This window comes from Amycolatopsis coloradensis (genome assembly GCF_001953865.1).
Lineage (GTDB): Bacteria > Actinomycetota > Actinomycetes > Mycobacteriales > Pseudonocardiaceae > Amycolatopsis > Amycolatopsis coloradensis.
In genome coordinates, this window is record NZ_MQUQ01000015.1 from 316715 (window position 1) to 334854 (window position 18140).

The following is an 18140-nucleotide window of genomic DNA, read 5'->3' on the forward strand; positions in this document are numbered from 1 at the left end:
ACGATCGATACTTGACCGTAGTCTTTCCGTCAGGGGAGTGGCTCGGCCCGAAGGGTGGGATCAGGTGGTGGTCGCGCTCGTCGTCGCCTGGTTCGTGGTCGCCGTCTTCGTCATCGTGGCCTGGCCCAAGATCAGCGCCGACAAGAACTGGCGGGTCGCCGCGCTGACGCTGACCCTCGGTTTCTCCTTGGTGCACCAGCTGGTGTTCTCGACCATCGCGGAAGACGCGTACATCACTTTCCGTTACGCGCAGAACATCGTCGACGGCAATGGCCCGGTGTTCAACACCGGTGAACGGATCGAGGGTTACGCGAATTTCCTCTGGATGATCGCGATCGCGCTGCCGAAGGCCGCGTTCGGGGCCGATATCGAGATGTCGGCGATCGTGCTCGGGATCCTCGCCACCCTCGGCGCCGTGCTGCTCGCGAACGTGACGGTCAACCGGTTGGTCGCGCGGGCGGCGGGCGAGCCGCGACAGGCCTTCGGGGTGGCCGCCGCGGTACTCGTCGCGGGCGCCGGGGGTCTCGCCGCGTCCGGCGGATCAGGTACCGAGACGCCGCTGTTCGTGCTGCTCTTGTTCGGTGTTTTCGCCGCGCTCGCGTCCCGGCGTCCGGTCGTCGCGGGCGTGCTCGTCGCCTTCGCGATGATGACGCGCCCGTCGGGGACGGTGCTCGCGGTGCTTGTCGGGGGCTGGCTGGTCGTCGCCGCGCTGCGCGGCCGGTACACATGGTGGTCGCCGGCCGGCTGGCTGCTCGGCGGGCTCGTCTTCGCCGCGCCGTGGACGGCGTGGCGGGTCATCTACTACGGCCAAGTCCTGCCGACGTCGGTGCTCATCCCCTTCGACATCGAGGTTTCGGCGCGGGTCGACCACGGCTGGCAGTACCTCTCGGGCTTCTCGGTGGTGCACCAGGGCTTCCTGCTGCTCGGCCTGGTCGCGGCGGTGGCGCTGCTCCTGCGCCGCAACGGCCGGACGCCGCATGAGGCCGAGGCCAGATCGCTGACCTGGTTGATGCTCCTCACCGCCGTCGCGCTCACCGGGTTCGTGGTGTTCTTCGGTGGCGACGAGGGCCCGGCGTGGCGCCTGCTGGCACCGATCCCGCCGCTGCTCGCCGTGGCGGCGGTCTCGGTCTACGGCGTGCTCACCGCGGCCCCGAAACCGAGCCCGCGGCCGCGGCCGCCGATCCAGCGGCTGATGCCCGCCGCCGCGGTGACGTTGTCCGGGCTCGCGGTGCTGGTGTCGGTGTTCAGCCCGGAGATGCTGCCCCGCGTCCGCGCCTGGCACGACCACGGCGCGCAGATGGAGGAGATCGGCCGCTGGCTCGACGTCTACCTGCCGCCGGGTTCGGTCGTGAGCACCTCCGCGCCCGGTGTGCTGTCGTACCACGCCGGGACACAACTGCAGATCGTCGGCGTCCGCGGTCAGACCGAAGAAGCGGGTGAGGCCGTCGTCTCCCGGCGGCGTCCCACGATCGCCGTCATCACCGACAGCGGCTACTCGGCGACACAGTCCTGTGTGATCGACCCGGCGTACGCGTCGAGGTATCGCGTCGCGACCTTCGCGCGTGAAGGAACCTCATCGTGGCTCACCGTGTTCCTCCGGGCCGACGTCGAACGATCGGTCACGGCCGCCCTCGACTTTTCGCCCGACTTCCGCCACGTACCGTGCCCTTCGTGAGTGTCGACGACCGTGTCTCCCTGAGCCGACCAGCAGCGCTTGAAGCACCTTCGCGCCTGTTCGGGCTCAGCGTGTTCGCCGCCGCGCTCACCGTGCTGCTCCTCCGCTTCCTCGTGCCGCGGCCGGTCGCGATGTCCGACAACGGCGACGGCTTCCGCGTGCTGTGTGGCGCCGGAATCCCGTGGAAGGGCAAGCCGGAGCAGTTCGTGCACCTCGCCTACACCGCCCCCGCCGGCGAATGTGACGCCACGTATCTCCTGACCCAGAGCTGGTTCGCGCGGATGGCGCGGTCGATCGGCGGGCTGCTAGGCCTCGAAGCGACACTCAGCCTGGTGGTACTCGGCGTGCTGATGAGCGTGCTCGCCGCCGCGGCGGTGGCGCTGATCGTCGTCGGACTGCCGTACTCACGCCGTGTCCAGGGCTTCGCGGCCGTAGGGCTGTTGCTGGTCGTCGCGGACTCCGCGTTCTTCGGTTACTTCGCGTCCGTGCTCGGCGAAGGTGCCGCGTTCCTGGGTCTTCTGCTCGCCGTCGGAGGCTTGCTGGTGGCCGCGCGGCCCGGCTGGTGGCGCTACGCGGGCCTGGCGGTGCTGCTCTTCGGCGGCTTGGTCGCGGTCAACGCCAAGGTCCAGACGCTGATGATCCTGCCGTTGCTCGCGCTCGCCGCGGTGCTCGTCCGCCCGGCGGGCGTCCGCGGTCTGAAGCGATGGCTTCCCGTGGTGTTCGTCGTCGGCGCGCTCGCCGGAGGCACGGCCTACGCGCAGCAGACCGTCGAACCGGCGAAGCTGCCCGACGGCTCCCTCGCCGCGCGTCCTGGCGACGATTCACGCGAGATCAACATGTTCAACACGATCTTTCTGACCATTGTGGACGGTCGGCACGACACCGGCGCCGATCTCGCCGCGCTGGGCCTGCCCGACTCGTTCGGCCAGTACGCGGGCAACGGCTGGTGGCATCCGCGGCCCGCCACGCTGGATCCCGAGTACCCGAAGTACCGCGAGCAGATCAGCAGGCGCAACGTCGTCGGGTATTTCGCGACGCATCCCTTGCGCACCATCGGAATCCTGGACCGCGCGGCAGGGGATCTGCTCACCGCGCGGCCACCGTACCTCGGCAGCTTCGACCAGTCGGCCGGCTTCGCCCCCGAGGCACAGGAACACCGCGTCCCGATCGCGTCGACGGTGACGAAACTGTTGGCACCACTGGGTTTCTTCGCCTTGCTGCCGATATGGTCCTGCATCGCCTGGCGTGGCTGGAAGACCCGGCGTGGCGCGGTGGGTGTCGCGCTCGGATTCCTGCTCGCCGTCGCCGCCGGCCAGTTCGCGCTGGCCGCGCTGGGCGACGGCCTGGAGAACGTCAAGCACCAGGTGATCGCGTTGTACTGCACGCTGCTCGGCGTCGTCCTGGCGCTGGTGACATTCGGCCGCGAACGCGTGTGACCTACGCGACCGTAGGTTGGCTACCCTACGGTAGCGTAACCTGGGCGAATGGCCGATCTCGTTTACCCGCCCGTCATCATGGCGGCGAAGCTGATGTTCCGGGTGCTGGACAACCGCATCCGAGTCGAGGGGACCGAGCACATCCCGTCGACCGGCGGGGCGGTCATCGCCTGCAACCACGTGAGCTACCTCGACTTCATCTTCTGCGGGCTCGGCGCGCAGCCGGCGAAACGCCTGGTCAGGTTCATGGCGAAGAAGGAGATCTTCGGCAACCGCGTCGCCGGGCCGCTCATGCGCGGCATGCACCACATCTCCGTCGACCGCGGCGCGGGCCTCGCGTCGTACCGGGAAGCCGTCGAGCGGCTGAAGTCCGGAGAGGTCGTCGGGGTGTTCCCCGAAGCCACGATCAGCCGGTCGTTCACCGTGAAGGACATCAAATCCGGCGCCGTCCGGATGGCGGCCGAAGCCGGTGTGCCGGTCGTGCCGATGGCGCTGTGGGGCACGCAGCGGCTGTGGACCAAGGGCCACCCGAAGGACTTGACCAAACGCCACGTCCCGATCTCGATCCTCGTCGGCGAGGCGATGCACCCGAAGGCCGAAGAAGACGCCGAAGTCCTTTCGAAGGACCTTCGCGTGCGGATGTCCGCGCTCGTGGACCGCGTCCAGGCGGGCTATCCGGAGAAGCCGTCCTCCGACGACGAGCGCTGGTGGCTGCCCGCGCACCTCGGCGGCACCGCTCCGACGCCGGAGGAAGCCGCCAAGCTCGATCGCGAAGGCCGCTAGACCGCCGTGTCGTCCGTCTGATCACGCGTGATGTCCATTCCGTCACGCGCGCCGCCCTTCAGCGGCGGGTTCGCGTGATCAGATGGACGACACGGCGGCGTTCGGCCGCGACCTAGAACCAGCGCTCCAGCACCTGTGCGACGCCGTCCTCGGAGTTCGGCGCCGTCACCTCGTCGGCGGCGTCGAGGACGTAGCGGTGCCCGTTGGCCATCGCCACCCCGTGCCCGGCCCAGCCAAGCATCTCGACGTCGTTGGGCATGTCACCGAACGCGATCACCCGTTCGGCCGGGACGCCGAGGCGATCGGCGACCTCGGCCAGCCCGGTCGCCTTCGTGATGCCACGCGCGGCGACCTCGATCAGGCCGGTGTTCGTCGAATAGGTGATGTCGACGGCGCCGTCGAGCACTTCGCGCGCCGCTCGCGCCATCTCGTCGGAGTTCATCCCGCGCCTGCTGATCAGCAGTTTGATCGCCGGATGCCCGAGCACCTCGGCCCGCGGCGCCTCCGTGCCCTCGTGGTTGCCCCACGGATTGTGGTAGTCCGGCTCGATCACGAAGTTGCGCATCTCCGGGTCGAGCGCGGACTCGCCGACCCGCTCCGCGGCGTACCGGCAGCCGGGAAGAGCGTGATCAAGAGCACTCACGGCGTCGTGCAGCAACTGGGGTTCCAGCAGGCCGTGGACCGCCACGATCCGATCCGTCCCGATCTCGTACAGGACCGCGCCGTTCGCGCAGACCGCGTACCCGGTCAGGTCCAGCGGGTTCGCGATCGGCGCGATCCAGCGCGGCGGACGGCCGCTGGCCAGCACGAACGGGACTCCGGCCGCGGCGACGCGCCGGACGACGCCGATCGTGCGTTCGGACAGGACCTCCAGCGGGCCGAGCAGGGTGCCGTCGACGTCGGACGCGATCAGAAGGGGTTTTTCCACCGGCACATTGTCCCCGAACATCCACCCATCGGGCGAAGTGTCGCCCGGCGCCGCTAGTCCATCCATGCCCCCGCCACCGCCCTCACAGCAGAAGCTTCGCTTCGCGGTACGTTCCCGGGTGTGCGCGTAGGCATCGTGATTCTTCCGGAAGATCGTTGGTGGGCGGCCGAGCCGAAATGGCGGGCCGCCGAGGAATACGGCTTCGACCACGCTTGGACGTACGACCACCTCGGCTGGCGGAACCTCGTCGACGGCCCGTGGTTCAGTGCGATGCCAACGTTGACGGCGGCCGCGATGGTGACGTCGCGGATCAGACTCGGCACCTACGTGGCGTCGCCGGTCGCGCGGCATCCCGTGCCGTTCATGCGTGAGCTGACCACCCTCGACGACATCTCCGACGGCCGCTTCATCCTCGGCGTGGGCGCCGGCGTCCCGCCGTCCAACTACGACGCCACCGTCCTCGACGGCCCCGAACTCTCGGTCAAGGAGCGCACGGACCGCTTCAGCGAGTTCGTCGAAGCGCTCGACGGGCTGCTGATGACCGACGGGTTCGACTTCGAGGGCGAGTACTACCGGGCCAAGGGCGCCCGGAACCTGCCCGGCTGCGTGCAACGGCCCCGGTTGCCGTTCCTGGTCGCCGCGAACGGCCCGCGCACGATGACCCTCGCCGCGCGGTTCGGCGCGGGCTGGGTCACCACCGGGGGCAAGGCCGACACCCAGGACGAATGGTGGAAGGGCATCGCGGAACGCGTGAAGACCTTCGACGAGCGGGTCGAGGCCGTCGGCCGGGACAAGACGAGCGTGCAGCGGTTCCTGAGCCTCGACTCGGCGCCGGTCTTCTCACTCTCCAGCGTCGACGCGTTCACCGACGCCGCCGGGCGGGCCGGGGAACTCGGGTTCACCGACATCGTCACGCACTGGCCGCGGTCCGGCGACTACTACGTCGGCCGCGAGTCGACCCTCGAGACGGTCGCAGGCGACGTACTCCCGGTACTCCAAGGCAAGAACTCTTAGGCCGATCGGGTGGCGTCGGCGGGCCGGGTCAACCGGTTCCGCCACCTGCTCGTCTGTGGGGTATCACGCGAAACCGCCATACGCGCACCCCGGTAGGTACCTAAGACACCCTCGGTACCCGCTCACGAGACCTCAGCGGGTCAGCGTGTAGATCGAGGCGCCCGCGTTGCCGAAGTCCTTCCGCAGGAAGCTCAGCCCGTCCAGATCCCGCAGCCCCGGCGCGGGCGGCTCGCCGATCTTGATCGGCGTGCTCCCGATCAGGACGTGCTTGATGTTCAGCCGCTTCACCGCGGCCTGAACCTCGGGGTCGGTGTCGTAGTCCCGGAAGTGCAGCGCCAGATACTTCGCGTCCGGCGGCGGCACGCCCGGGTCGTAATGCCCGGCGACCGGGCGGATACCGGTGATCGCGTACAGCCAGGCCGTTCCGTCGAAGCGCTCGTTGAGCACCTTCTCGTCCGGCCCGATGTTCATCTTGGTGAGCTGGTCCATCGCGGCGAGTTCGTCGGCGCTGACCGGCGGGGTGACCTCGCCCTCAGGGCCGTTGTAATACAGGAACGACACCGCGTGCGCGTTCGACTCGGTGTAGAAGCCCTTGGTCAGCACGGCCGACGCGGCCACGACGAACACGGCGGTCGCCAGCCCGAGCCGGGCGGGAAGGGCGGGCCTGCTCTTCACCCAGGACCGGCCGCTCGCCCATTTCGCGAACCAGCGTTGCAGTTCCGCCATCCCGTGCCCGGCCAGCAGGCAGAGCGGGATCGCGGCGAGCGCCATCAGCCGGTAGCGGTCGTTCCACCACGGCCGCGACAGCGAGATCACCCACGGTTCGGCGCCGAACGAGGCGACCAGCACGAACAGCGCCGAGAAGCCCAGCGCGGCGAGCCCGATCCAGCGCATCCGGCCGAGCCGGAACAGGCTCAGCACGCCGATGGCCAACAGCACCGTCAGCCACACCTGCGGCACGCTCAGCACCTGCCGGAAGGTCACCAGGAGCCCCAGCGACTTCACCACCGGCAAATCCGAGCCCCAGGCGTAGTACGGATATGAACCCGAAGTGAATTTCAGCGCGCCGAGAATGTGCGGCGCCGCGAGCAGCCCGCTCGCCACCATCACCGGCACCATCTTGACGACGTCGCCGCCGACGACCCGCAGCCCGCCGCGGCCTTCGGGCACACCGTCGAGCGGTTTGTGCCGCAACGCGCGGTACCAGCGCTGCACCACCAGCGGGAAGGCGAACAGCAGCGCCCCGAACAACGCCGACGAGTGCGCCGCCAGCAGCCCGACGGCGGTCAGCGCGAGGACGAATCCGGTGTCGAGGCCCGGCCGCGCGAGGAACCGGGCCAGCGCGACCACGGCCAGCGGCGTCAGCACGATCCCCAGCGCGAACGGCAGCAGCCCGCTGGACACCGACTCGTACGCGCCGGTGGTGGCCGCGGCGGCCACCAGTGCCGTGCAGCCCGCGAACACCGCCCGCCCGCCGAGCTGGCGGATCAGGGCGACCATCGACAGCGCGAAGATCCCGGCGACCGGCATCGTGATGGCGTTCAGCGTGACCGGGATCGACGTACCCGAAATCGAGTACACGAGCGAGCCGACGAGGTGATACGCGTTCGGGTAGAACGAGCCGTCCGGATACCAGTTGATGGTGCCCATACCGGTCAGCGAGCCGTCGCCGGTCTCGGCGATGTAGCGGATGCCGTTCGCGTGGAACACGGTGTCCCAGCGCTGGAACACCGCCGTCGTCCCGCCGCGGGCCGAGAGCACCACGACAATCGAGATCCCGACGGCGAGCGCCACACAGGCCGCGACGGCGTAGTGCGCCCGCGGATGCCACTCCGTCGGCGGCTCCTCGGCACCCGGCTTGATCCAGCCGCGGCTCTGACCCAGCTTTCTGAGACCGAAACCGACCCCGGCGAGCACGGCAGTGACGCCTGCCACGGTAAGGGGGTTGTACGACACGCCCGCGAGTGCCAGCCACGGACCGGCCAGGCCGGTTACCGTGTAGGACAACAGCGGGGCCAGCCCCGCCAGGGCCCAGCCGCGCAGACCGGCGGCCCGGCCGACGAGACCGCCGGGGATCGCCAGTACGGCCAGGTAAGTGAGGGTCGCACCGAAGTAGGACCAGAAGGTGTCCGGAGTAGGCACTGCTTCCTAAAATGTGTCTGTCGAAGGTGGAAACCGGTGCTCGGATGCAGAGCACCGAGGCGACCTGCGTACCCTCGACGCCCGTGAGCGCGCACACGAACCCCGACAAGATTACTGAAGCCGATTTCACCGGCTACGACCTCATCGTGGTCGGGTCCGGTTTCTTCGGGCTGACCGTCGCCGAACGGGCCGCGGCCGAGCTCGGCAAGAAGGTCCTCGTGCTGGAGCGGCGCCACCACATCGGTGGGAACGCCTACTCCGAGGCCGAACCGGAGACCGGGATCGAGGTGCACCGCTACGGTGCGCACCTGTTCCACACGTCGAACAAGCGGGTGTGGGAGTACGTCAACCGTTTCACCGAGTTCACCGGCTACCAGCACCGGGTCTTCGCCAAGGTCAAGGACCAGGTCTACTCCTTCCCGATGAACCTGGGCCTGATCAACGAGTTCTTCGGCAAGTCGCACACGCCGGACGAGGCCCGTGAGCTGATCGCGAAGCAGGCGTCGGAGTTCGAGACCGCGAACGCGCAGAACCTCGAAGAGAAGGCGATCTCGCTGGTCGGCCGCCCGCTGTACGAGGCGTTCATCCGCGGCTACACGGCCAAGCAGTGGGAGAACGACCCGAAGAACCTCGGCGCCGACATCATCACCCGGCTCCCGGTCCGCTACACCTTCGACAACCGCTACTTCAACGACACCTACGAGGGTCTGCCGGTCGACGGCTACACCGCGTGGCTCGAGAAGATGGCCGAGCACGAGAACATCGAGGTGCGGCTGAACGTCGACTACTTCGACGTCCGCGAGCACATCCCCGCCGGCACGCCGACCGTCTACACCGGCCCCCTGGACCGCTACTTCGAGTACTCCGCCGGCCGGTTCACCTGGCGCACGGTGGACTTCGAGTCCGAGGTCGTCGAGACGGGCGACTTCCAGGGCACCTCGGTGGTCAACTACAACGACGAAGAAGTGCCCTACACCCGGATCATCGAGTTCCGGCACTTCCACCCGGAGCGCAAGCACTACCCGAACGACAAGACGGTCGTGTTCCGCGAGTACTCCCGCTTCGCCGGTGAGGCCGACGAGCCGTACTACCCGATCAACACCCCGGACAACCGCGAGAAGCTCGAGGCCTACCGCGAGCTGGCGAAGGCCGAGGCCAAGGACAAGAACGTGCTGTTCGGCGGCCGTCTCGGTACCTACAAGTACCTCGACATGCACATGGCCATCGGCTCGGCGCTGTCCGCGTTCGACAACAAGATCGCGCCGCACCTGACCGATGGCGCGCCTCTGGATGGGTCCCTCGATGCTTGAGAAGGGCGTACCCACGGGTGAGGTAGCGGTCCTGGCGAAGGCACAGGGCGTCCTGAAGAGTGACGTCACGGTGAAGGCGGCACGGGGTCTTTCGCACTTCGGCGAGCACAGCGCGGGATGGTTCGCGCTGGGCCTCGTCGGGGCCGCGGTCGACAAGAAACGCCGCAAGGACTGGCTGGTCGCGGCGGTCGGTGTCGTCGGCGCGCACGCCGCATCGATCGCGGTGAAACGCGTGGTCAGGCGGCCGCGACCGGACCACCCGAGTGTCGAGGTCCTGGTCTCCACACCGAGCAAGCTGAGCTTCCCGTCCTCGCACGCGACCTCCACTACGGCGGCGGCGGTGCTCTACTCCGGATTGACCGGGCGTAACCTTGTCCCGGCCCTGGTACCGCCGATGCTGGCCTCCCGGCTCGTGCTCGGCGTCCACTACCCGACCGACGTTCTGGCCGGAGCGGCCCTTGGGGGCGTAGTCGGCGGCTTGATACGTAGGAAGCTGAAGCGACGATGAGTGAAACGACCGAGAAGGCCGATTCCAAGCCTGACGACGTAGAACCCGTGGCCGCGACAGAGGCCGCCGAACCGAAGAAGGTCGCCGGCGGTCTCGTCGGCGGCATCATCAAGACGGCACGCCCGCGCCAGTGGGTGAAGAACGTGCTGGTGTTCGCCGCACCGTTCTTCGCTTTCTCCAAGTCGACGGACCGGACCGGCCTGCTGGTCGCCGCGCTGATCGCCTTCGCGGCCTTCTCGCTGGTGGCCTCCTCGGTCTATCTCATCAACGACGCGATCGACGTCGAGGCGGACAAGGCTCACCCGACCAAGCGGAACCGGCCGATCGCGGCCGGGATCGTGCCGGTCCCGGTGGCCTTCGTCGCGGCGGGCTTCTTCTTCGCCGCCGGCCTCGGCATCTCGTTCTTCGCCAGCTGGCAGCTCGCGGTAGTTCTGGCGGTCTACGAAGCCGTCCAGCTCGGCTACTGCTTCGGGCTCAAGCACCAGCCGGTGGTCGATCTCGCCATCGTCGGCTCGGGCTTCCTGATGCGGTCGATCGCCGGTGGTGTGGCCGCCGGGATCGCGCTTTCGCAGTGGTTCCTGCTGGTCACGGCGTTCGGCTCGCTGTTCATGGTGGCGGGCAAGCGCTACGCCGAGATCATGCTCTTCGAGCGCACAGGGGCGAAGATCCGCTCTTCGCTGAAGAAGTACTCGGCGAGTTACCTGCGGTTCGTGTGGGCGACGTCCGCGGCGATCCTGATCATGTCCTACTGCCTGTGGGCGTTCGAGATCCGCCAGGTCGAGCACGACTCGGTCTGGGCGGTCGTCTCGATGGTCCCGTTCGTGGTGGCCGTCCTGCGCTACGCCGTCGACGTCGACGGCGGCAACGCGGGCGAGCCGGAGGAGATCGCGCTCAAGGACCGCGTGCTCCAGGTGCTCGGCGCGAGCTGGGTCGTCACGCTGTTCCTGTCGTTCTACCTCTGATTCGACAGCTGGGACACAGCGCATCCACAGGTTGCGCACGCATCCTCGGTGATGGGGGCGGGCACCACGCCCGCCCCCATCGACTTAGGAGCGAAAGATGAGCGACCCGCAGCGGCCGTCCGATGACGAGGACAAGACGGTCGAGCAACCCGCCGAAACCCCGGCGTCACCTCCCGCGGCTCAGCCGGTCGTGGCGCCCCGGAAGAGCGGTTTCCGCCGCTTCGCCGCCGCCCGGGCCACTCAGCTGGTCGCGGTCGGCTTGCTCGGCTTCATTCTCGGTGGCGGAGTCATCGGCACCGCCGTCGGTCTCGCCGTCGGCAGGCATGGCGATCGGCCGGGGATCGCCCGTGAACACCGTGGTCCGGACGGGCACGGCGCGCACCGCGACTTCCGTGACGGCCCTGGTGACCGCGGCTGGCGTCACGACGGAAACTGAGCATCCACCGTCCGTGGGACCGCCCGGCGTGACCAGTCCCACGGAGGGTAGATAACGGAATCATCACGACACCGTGTACGGTGTTCGTGATGCGAAGCGCCTCCGCTGAACTTCCCCAGGCCTCCGGTGCGCTGCCGGGAGCCGCCGTCCTTGCCCGCCCCTGGGTGCTGCCCGCCGGTGCGGCGGTTGTTTCGGCCCTGGTGTTCGTGCTGGTCAGCGGACATTTGATCGACGACACCTACATCACGCTGTCGTATGCGAAGAACCTCGCTTTCCACGGTCATTGGGGCCTGATCGAGGACGGCACAGCCAACACCGCGACGTCCCCGCTGAACGTCCTCGTACTGGCGCTCGTCACGTTCGTCGCCCGTGACGCCGTCTTCGCCGCCGGGATCGTCTTCGTCGTCAGCCAGGTGGCACTCGTGCTCGGCCTGCGCCGCATCGGCGTCGCGACCGGCCTGCCCGGCGGGTTCGCCCCGCTGGCGCTGGGCCTGCTGCTGGTGAACCCGCTACTGATTTCCTCGGTCGGGCTCGAAGTCGCACTCGGCTCGGCCGCCGTCGTCTGGCTGATGGTGTTCCTGCACGAACGCCACCCCGCCGCCGCGGGCGCGGTGATCGGCCTGATCGCGCTGATCCGGGTCGACCTGCTGCTGATCGCGTTCGTCCTGTTCCTCGCGCGCCGCGAGTTCTGGGCGGGTATCTGGCGCATGACGTTCGCCGCGCTCGCGGTGATGCTGCCGTGGTTCCTGTTCAGCTGGCTGGTGCTGGGTTCGGCGGTGCCGGACACCCTGGTCATCAAGATCATGCAGCGCTCGTGGGGACCGTTCAGCTTCACCAACGGTCCGCTGCTGTATTGGCGAAACTTCCCGGTGGCGGCGACGCTTTCCTTCCTGCCACTCGTGATCGGCGGTTTCGTCGGTCTACTGTGGACATTTCACTACCGTCGTGGCTCGGAACGGGCGAAGCGGCTGGCGCCGTTCGCGACACTCGCGATCGCCGGTGCGGCGCACTATCTGGCCTACTGCTGGCTGAATGTTCCGCCGTATCACTGGTATTACGCGCCCAGCATCATCGGCGCGACGGTGTTCCTCGCCGCCGCTGCCTGCGCGGTACCCGGCCGTGCCCGGCTCGGCGCGGGAGTCTTCGCCGGCGCCTTCGTGCTCGTGAGCGCCGTCGCCTACGCGACTCCCGAACTGCCTCGCCGGTTCGCGCCGATCACCAGTAATCACGCCGCGTCCGACGAATACCGCCAGATCGGCTCGCAACTGGGCGAACTAACCAGGGGGCGCAAGGTGGAAAGCGCCGGTGAGGTCGGCGCGCTCGCCTACTCCTGCGATTGCGACATCGTCGACCAGTTCTCCGACCGCGGCTCGGTCGATCCGGCGATCGTCGAGACGAAGAGCCGCAGCGGCGACCTCGGCAAGGCCTTGCTGGAAGCGAACTTCCGGTTCTTCGACCACAGCGTCCCGCCCGCGACCCCGGACCTGGTGCTGGCCACCACCCGGAAGGCGCCGCCGCCGAACGCGCTGGCCACCTGGACGATCAGCTCCCCATGGATGGGCACCCAGAAGCTCTACCTCCTGCCCGCCACCCGCTAAGGGCCGCGTTTCGTCCTCTAGTTGCGGTCCTTGCACGTGCAACTACCGCAACTAGAGGACGAAACGCGGGGGCGGAGGGGCGTCCGTGCCCGGGTGGGAGGAATGGAGTGACGCGCTCGTTCCCTAGATCGGCAGTTTCCGGAAGATCGGCCGGGGCACGTGCCGCAGGGCGGACATGACCAGGCGGAACGGGGCGGGAGCCCACACCAGTTCCTTGCCCGCGCGCGAGGCGTTGACGGCGATCTCGGCGACCTGCTCGGCGGTCTGCGCCAGCGGGGCGTCCTCGAGACCCTCGGTCATCTTGGTCTTCACGTGCCCGGGGCGGACGACGGTGATCTGCACACCGAATTCGGACAGGGCCTCGCCGAGGCCGAGGTAGAAGCCGTCGAAACCGGCCTTCGTGGAGCCGTAGACGAAGTTCGAGCGGCGGACGCGTTCACCGGCGACCGACGACAGCGCGATGACCTTGCCGTGTCCCTGCGTCTTGAGCTTGTTCGACAGCGCGACACCCACCGAAACCGCGGCCGTGTAGTTCACGGTCGCCACCTCGACGGCCTTCGCGTGGTCCTGCCACAGCTCTTCCTGGTCGCCGAGCAGGCCGAACGCCACGACGGTGACGTCGATGTCGCCGCCTTCGAAGGCCTTGTCCAGCACGGCGGGGTGGGTGTCCACGGCCTTGGCGTCGAAGTCCACAGTGGACACTTCGGCGCCCTTGTCCTTCAGACGCTGGGCAGCGGCGTCGAGCCGCGGGGACTGGCGCCCGGCCAGCACCACCCGGAGGGGGCGCTCGGCCAGGTACTTCTCCGCGATCGCGAGCGCGATGTCGGAGGTGCCGCCGAGCAGCAGCAGGGACTGGGGGTTGCCCACAGCGTCGATCACAGTTCCAACCTTCGGGACATGTCAGAGGCGAAAACGCCTTCGGGGTCAACGGAAGCGCGGACCTTGCGCCATTCCTCGAGCCGCGGGTACATCTTGGCGAAGTTCTCCGCGGAGGTCCGCGAGTCCTTCGCCGTGTACAGGCGGCCGCCGAGCGCGAGCACGTCCTCGTCGAGTTCCTGGCAGAACCGGCTCAGGCCGTCCTTGATCGGGAAGTCGAGGCAGACCATCCAGCCGGGGTGCGGGAACGACAGCGGCGCCGCGTTGCCCTCGCCCATCTGCTTGAACACGTTGAGGAACGACACGTGCCCCGAGTCGGCGACCTTCTGGATGATGCGGCGCAGCGGCTCGTGCGCGTTCAGCGGCGTGCTGAACTGGTACTGCAGGAATCCCTTGGAGCCGTAGGCGCGGTTCCACTCGCCGAACAGGTCCAGCGGGTGATAGAACGCGGTCAGACTCTGGATCTGGTCTCGCGCGTTCTTCGCGGTCTTGCGGTAGTACAGCTCGCCGATCGCCGAGAACGACAGCTTGTTGGCCAGCCCGTTCGGGAACACGTCCGGCAGCGTCGCGAGCGTGCCGGGGTTGAACTTGAGCGGATCCGTCCGCAGCTTGGGCGGCAGTTCGTCCAGTTTGGCCAACGAGCCGCGCTGGAACGCGGCGCGGCCGAGCTTCGCGCCCCTGGAGATCGAGTCGAACCAGCCGGACGAGTACGTGTAGTTGTCCTCGGAGCCGTCGGTGACCAGCGCCAGGGTCTCATCGAGATTCGCCGTGCGCTGGATGTCGGCCTTGAAGTAGGCCGTCTCCGTCTTCGTCATCCGGATCTTGGCCCGGACGATGATGCCCGTCAGGCCGATGCCCGCGACGGTCGCCCAGAACAGCTCCGAGTCGGGGCTCTCCGGGGACAGCGTGCGCACCTGGCCGTCGGCGGTGACGAGGTCCAGCGACACGACGTGGTTGCCGAAGCTGCCCGCCGAGTGGTGGTTCTTGCCGTGGATGTCGTTCGCGATCGCGCCGCCGATCGTCACCTGGCGGGTGCCCGGCAACACCGGGACCCACAGGCCGTAGGGGAGGCCCTCGCGCATCAGCTTGTCGAGGCTGACGCCCGCGTCGAGGTCGACGATGCCGGAATCCGGGTCGATCGAGTGGATGCGGTCCAGCGCGGTCATGTCGACGACCAGGCCGCCCGCGTTCTGCGCCGGGTCGCCGTAGGACCGGCCGAGACCGCGCGCGATGACCCCGCGTTCCCCGGCCCGCGTCACCGCGCGGGCGATCGTCTCCACGTCGGGGGTGCTCAGGACGTCCGCGATACTCGGCGACGTCCTTGCCCAGCCCATGAGCGACTGCCGCTGTGTCTTGGGTGCTTGGGTCACGCCGACCAGGGTAACCACGCCGAACAACGCCCGGAACGTGACCCTGAAGTGCTCGCTTCTACACTTTGGGCACCAGCCCCAGCAGTTTATGAGGTAGAGCAGTGGTGGCGACCGACCCGCAAGCCGGTTCGACGGCGGCAGCACCGTCCTCCCCTGGGCTGTTCGGGCAGCTCATCCGCTTCGCGCTGGTGGGCGGCTTCTGTGCCTTGGTCGATTTCGGCGTCTACCAAGGGCTTCGTGCTCTCGGAATGGACGCGACGCCGTGGGTGGACATCGCCCGCGCGCTCAGCTTCATCGTGGGCACCACGACCGCCTTCTTCCTGAACCGCAAGTTCACCTTCGCCGGTGGACGCCAGGAGGGCGCACGTCAGATCGGTAGCTTCGTACTCCTGTATGCCGTGACGTTCCTCGTCGCCGTGGGCGTCAACCGCACGATGCTGCACGTCCTGCCGGAGTCGGCCTGGAAGGCCACTTTCGGTTGGGTCGTCTCGCAGGCAACCGCGACCGTGATCAATTTCGTCATGCTCAAGTGGGTCGTCTTCCGTGAGCCCCGCGCAAGCGCCACCCGCCCAGTCTTGACAAGCACAGAGGAGAACTGAGGATTCATGCCCGGTAAAGCCGCCGTCACCGGAGAGGCCCCGAGCGCCATGGTGAGCACTGTCGACGACACCCGCTTCGCGGAACGCACCCCGCAGGGCCGTCTCACCGCGCAGCGCGGGCTCTACGCCGGCCCGGCCCCCATCGTCAGCAAGGACCTCTACGCCGAGCTCGAATGGGGCACCGCCGTGCGCGAACGCGCGGGCATCGCCATCGAGCCGGCGTCGAAGGTGTCCGGCAACACCTACTTCGGGCGCTTCCCCGCGAGCTACTGGCAGCGCTGGACCGACGTGACCGAGGTCGCCGTCGAGGCCGTCGTCACCGGTGACGGGCAGCTGTCCGTCGGTGCTTCCGACATCGAGGGCGACTCGCGGGTGGTCGCCGCCGAGATCATCGCGGGCGCGAAGCAGCAGAAGGTGGCGCTCACCGCGAAGCTCGACAAGTTCTACGACGGCGGCGCGCTCTGGCTCGACCTCGAGACCGAGGGCGGCCAGTCGCTGCGGGTCGAGAACGTCCGCTGGACGGTCGAGGCGCCGGAGAAGATCCGTCCGACCGCGGTCACCATCTGCACGATGAACCGCGCCGACGACTGCCTGTCGAACCTCCAGGCACTCGCCGCCGACGTCTCCTCACTGGAGACGCTCGACGCGATCTACGTCGCCGACCAGGGCACCGACCTCGTCGAGTCGCGTGACGGCTTCGAGCAGGTCGCGAAGGACCTCGGCGACAAGCTGCACTACATCAAGCAGCCGAACCTCGGCGGCGCCGGCGGTTTCACCCGCGGCCTCTACGAGGTCGCCGGGCACACCGAGACCGAGCACGCGAACGTCCTGTTCATGGACGACGACGTGCTGCTGGAGCCGGACCTGGTGATCCGGATGACCGCGTTCTCCAACCGCACGGTCAACCCGGTCATCGTCGGCGGGCAGATGCTGAACCTGCTGCACCCGAACCAGCTGCACGTCGGCGCCGAATACGCCCGGCTGAACACCCTCGAACCCGGCCAGCCGGTCACGCACTCGCTTTCGACCGCCGACCTGCTCGGCGTCGACGAGGAGACTCTCAAGCCGAACCGCCAGGAACGCCGCCTCGACGCCGGATACAACGGCTGGTGGTCGTGCCTGATCCCGTACGAGGTCGTCAAGGCCACGGGCTACCCGCTGCCGTTCTTCTTCCAGTGGGACGACGCGGAGTACAGCTACCGCGCCCGTGCGCACGGCTTCCCCACGGTCACCCTTCCGGGCGCCGGCGTCTGGCACGCCGACTTCCACTGGAAGGACTGGGACGAGTGGCACCGCTACTTCAACCTGCGGAACTCGATCATCACCGCCGCGCTGCACTCGCCGTTCAACCTGAACCTGCTCTCGCGCGTGCTCATCGCGCAGCTGGTCCGGTACCTGCTCGGCATGCAGTACGGCCTGTCCGCCACGTTGATCAAGGCCGTCGAGGACTTCCTCGAGGGACCGGAGGTCCTGCGTGACGGCGGCGTCGCCGCGATGAAGGAGATCCGCCGGATCCGCGACGAGTACCCCGAGACCAAGCGGCACAAGGCCACCGACGTCCCGGGCATCGCGTCGAACGACATCGGCATCATCAACAGCGCGCCGCGGCCCAGCATGCAGCGCCTGGTGCTGATCAAGCGGATCCTCGACCGCGTGCTCGGCCGCAGCCGCCACTCGCTCGGCGCGATCCCGATCGACGAGGCCCACTGGTGGCACGTCGCGACCTTCGACACGGCCGTCGTCACCGACGCTTCGCAGGAAGGCGTGCGGGTCCGCTCGTACGACCGCGCGAAGATGTTCGACCTGGCGCGTCGCGGTGCCAAGGTGATCCAGCGGCTCCGGAAGGAAGGCGTGGCGGTGCAGGAGCAGTACAAGCGCTCCATGCCCGAACTGACGTCGCGGGACAACTGGAAGCGCCTGTACGAGCTGTAGGTCGCCGCCGCCCGGCAAGTACGTGAAGGCCCCCTTCATTGCACTAGACGCAATGAAGGGGGCCTTCACGTACTTGGGAAGGCGCGACTCCAGCCGCTCGACCTCGTCGCGGCGCAGGGCACGTCCACCGTGCACCTCGGCTTCACCCGCTACTTCCTCGCCGACGAACGCGTCTACGGCAAGACCCCGCACGCGGAGTTCGTCGCGGGCAACACCTTCCCCTCCCGCCTCAACGGCTGTGCGCCGCTCGGCCTGGCCGCCCGCGCCGCGCGGCTCATCGAGGAGCTGGGGAAGCCCGACGTCGCCGCCGGGATCAGGACGGAGATCGACGCCGTCCGCGAGCGGCTCGACGCGGGCCTCGCCGATCCGCCGTCGCTGCCCGCGGCCCGGGCGGCCGGTGCGGAACTCGCGTTCCGGGCCGCGGGCGCGCTGGTCGCGGCCAACGGCAGCGCGTCGGTACTCGCCGGACGACACCCCCAGCGGCTCGTCCGGGAAGCGACCTTCCTGCTGGTCGCTGCCAGCCGCCCGGAGATCAAGACGGGCTTGCTAAAGCTCTTCTCCCGCGATTAGC

The 18140-nt window shown here is 68.4% G+C and carries 16 protein-coding genes; 12 read left to right on the forward strand and 4 right to left on the reverse strand.

The genetic code is table 11. From position 1 onward, the window contains the following. The first annotated feature begins 64 nt into the window (after window positions 1-64). From BS329_RS27000 to BS329_RS27010, 3 genes are read left to right on the forward strand one after another with little or no spacing between them, the layout of a single operon-like run. Window positions 65-1675, forward strand: coding sequence for a hypothetical protein (locus BS329_RS27000; protein WP_076164052.1), 1611 nt, complete (start codon window positions 65-67; stop codon window positions 1673-1675). Further along, window positions 1672-3111, forward strand: coding sequence for a glycan biosynthesis hexose transferase WsfD (wsfD, locus tag BS329_RS27005; protein WP_076164444.1), 1440 nt, complete (start codon window positions 1672-1674; stop codon window positions 3109-3111). Before BS329_RS27000 ends, wsfD begins: the two co-directional genes overlap by 4 nt. Before the next feature lie 48 nt (window positions 3112-3159). Next, window positions 3160-3894: a lysophospholipid acyltransferase family protein gene (locus tag BS329_RS27010; protein WP_076164053.1), complete on the forward strand. Its 735-nt coding sequence runs from the start codon at window positions 3160-3162 to the stop codon at window positions 3892-3894. Window positions 3895-4006: 112 nt separating this feature from the next. Here the strand turns inward: BS329_RS27010 and BS329_RS27015 are convergent, their stop codons facing one another. Then, window positions 4007-4843: an HAD family hydrolase gene (locus tag BS329_RS27015; protein WP_208619277.1), complete on the reverse strand. Its 837-nt coding sequence runs from the start codon at window positions 4841-4843 to the stop codon at window positions 4007-4009. A gap of 99 nt (window positions 4844-4942) precedes the next feature. Between BS329_RS27015 and BS329_RS27020 the strand changes: the two genes are divergently transcribed. Next, complete coding sequence (locus tag BS329_RS27020; protein ID WP_076164054.1) at window positions 4943-5836, forward strand: LLM class flavin-dependent oxidoreductase; 894 nt, start codon at window positions 4943-4945, stop codon at window positions 5834-5836. Between the two features lie 132 nt (window positions 5837-5968). On the opposite strand, the gene BS329_RS27025 is transcribed toward BS329_RS27020, so the two are convergent. Then, a complete protein-coding gene (locus BS329_RS27025) occupies window positions 5969-7978 on the reverse strand; it encodes a DUF6541 family protein (RefSeq protein WP_076164055.1) in 2010 nt (669 codons plus the stop codon). Window positions 7979-8061: 83 nt separating this feature from the next. On the opposite strand from BS329_RS27025, the gene glf reads away from it, so the two are divergent. The 5 genes from glf to BS329_RS27050 all read left to right on the forward strand — a co-directional run bounded on the left by glf (window position 8062) and on the right by BS329_RS27050 (window position 12792). Next, window positions 8062-9288, forward strand: coding sequence for a UDP-galactopyranose mutase (glf, locus tag BS329_RS27030; RefSeq protein WP_076164447.1), 1227 nt, complete (start codon window positions 8062-8064; stop codon window positions 9286-9288). Beyond that, window positions 9281-9796, forward strand: a complete 516-nt coding sequence (locus BS329_RS27035; RefSeq protein ID WP_076164448.1) for a phosphatase PAP2 family protein — start codon at window positions 9281-9283, stop codon at window positions 9794-9796. Before glf ends, BS329_RS27035 begins: the two co-directional genes overlap by 8 nt. Continuing rightward, window positions 9793-10758, forward strand: coding sequence for a decaprenyl-phosphate phosphoribosyltransferase (locus BS329_RS27040; protein WP_076164056.1), 966 nt, complete (start codon window positions 9793-9795; stop codon window positions 10756-10758). The genes BS329_RS27035 and BS329_RS27040 overlap by 4 nt, the downstream gene beginning before the upstream one ends. A 97-nt stretch (window positions 10759-10855) precedes the next feature. Then, complete coding sequence (locus BS329_RS27045; RefSeq protein ID WP_076164057.1) at window positions 10856-11194, forward strand: hypothetical protein; 339 nt, start codon at window positions 10856-10858, stop codon at window positions 11192-11194. An 89-nt stretch (window positions 11195-11283) separates the two neighbouring features. After that, window positions 11284-12792, forward strand: coding sequence for a hypothetical protein (locus tag BS329_RS27050; RefSeq protein WP_076164450.1), 1509 nt, complete (start codon window positions 11284-11286; stop codon window positions 12790-12792). Window positions 12793-12915: 123 nt separating this feature from the next. On the opposite strand, the gene dprE2 is transcribed toward BS329_RS27050, so the two are convergent. Both dprE2 and dprE1 read right to left on the reverse strand, forming a co-directional pair. After that, window positions 12916-13671: a decaprenylphospho-beta-D-erythro-pentofuranosid-2-ulose 2-reductase gene (gene dprE2, locus BS329_RS27055; RefSeq protein WP_076164058.1), complete on the reverse strand. Its 756-nt coding sequence runs from the start codon at window positions 13669-13671 to the stop codon at window positions 12916-12918. Next, on the reverse strand, window positions 13668-15038 hold the full coding sequence (dprE1, locus tag BS329_RS27060; protein ID WP_076164452.1) for a decaprenylphosphoryl-beta-D-ribose oxidase: 1371 nt from the start codon (window positions 15036-15038) through the stop codon (window positions 13668-13670). The genes dprE2 and dprE1 overlap by 4 nt, the downstream gene beginning before the upstream one ends. 101 nt (window positions 15039-15139) lie before the next feature. On the opposite strand from dprE1, the gene BS329_RS27065 reads away from it, so the two are divergent. From BS329_RS27065 to BS329_RS27075, 3 genes are all read left to right on the forward strand, one after another. Further along, on the forward strand, window positions 15140-15637 hold the full coding sequence (locus BS329_RS27065) for a GtrA family protein (RefSeq protein ID WP_076164059.1): 498 nt from the start codon (window positions 15140-15142) through the stop codon (window positions 15635-15637). A gap of 6 nt (window positions 15638-15643) precedes the next feature. Next, on the forward strand, window positions 15644-17569 hold the full coding sequence (locus tag BS329_RS27070; protein ID WP_076164060.1) for a glycosyltransferase: 1926 nt from the start codon (window positions 15644-15646) through the stop codon (window positions 17567-17569). A gap of 129 nt (window positions 17570-17698) precedes the next feature. After that, window positions 17699-18139 carry a hypothetical protein gene (locus BS329_RS27075; RefSeq protein ID WP_244197304.1) on the forward strand — a complete coding sequence of 147 codons (441 nt, stop codon included), beginning with the start codon at window positions 17699-17701 and terminating at the stop codon, window positions 18137-18139. Window position 18140: the final 1 nt, after the last annotated feature.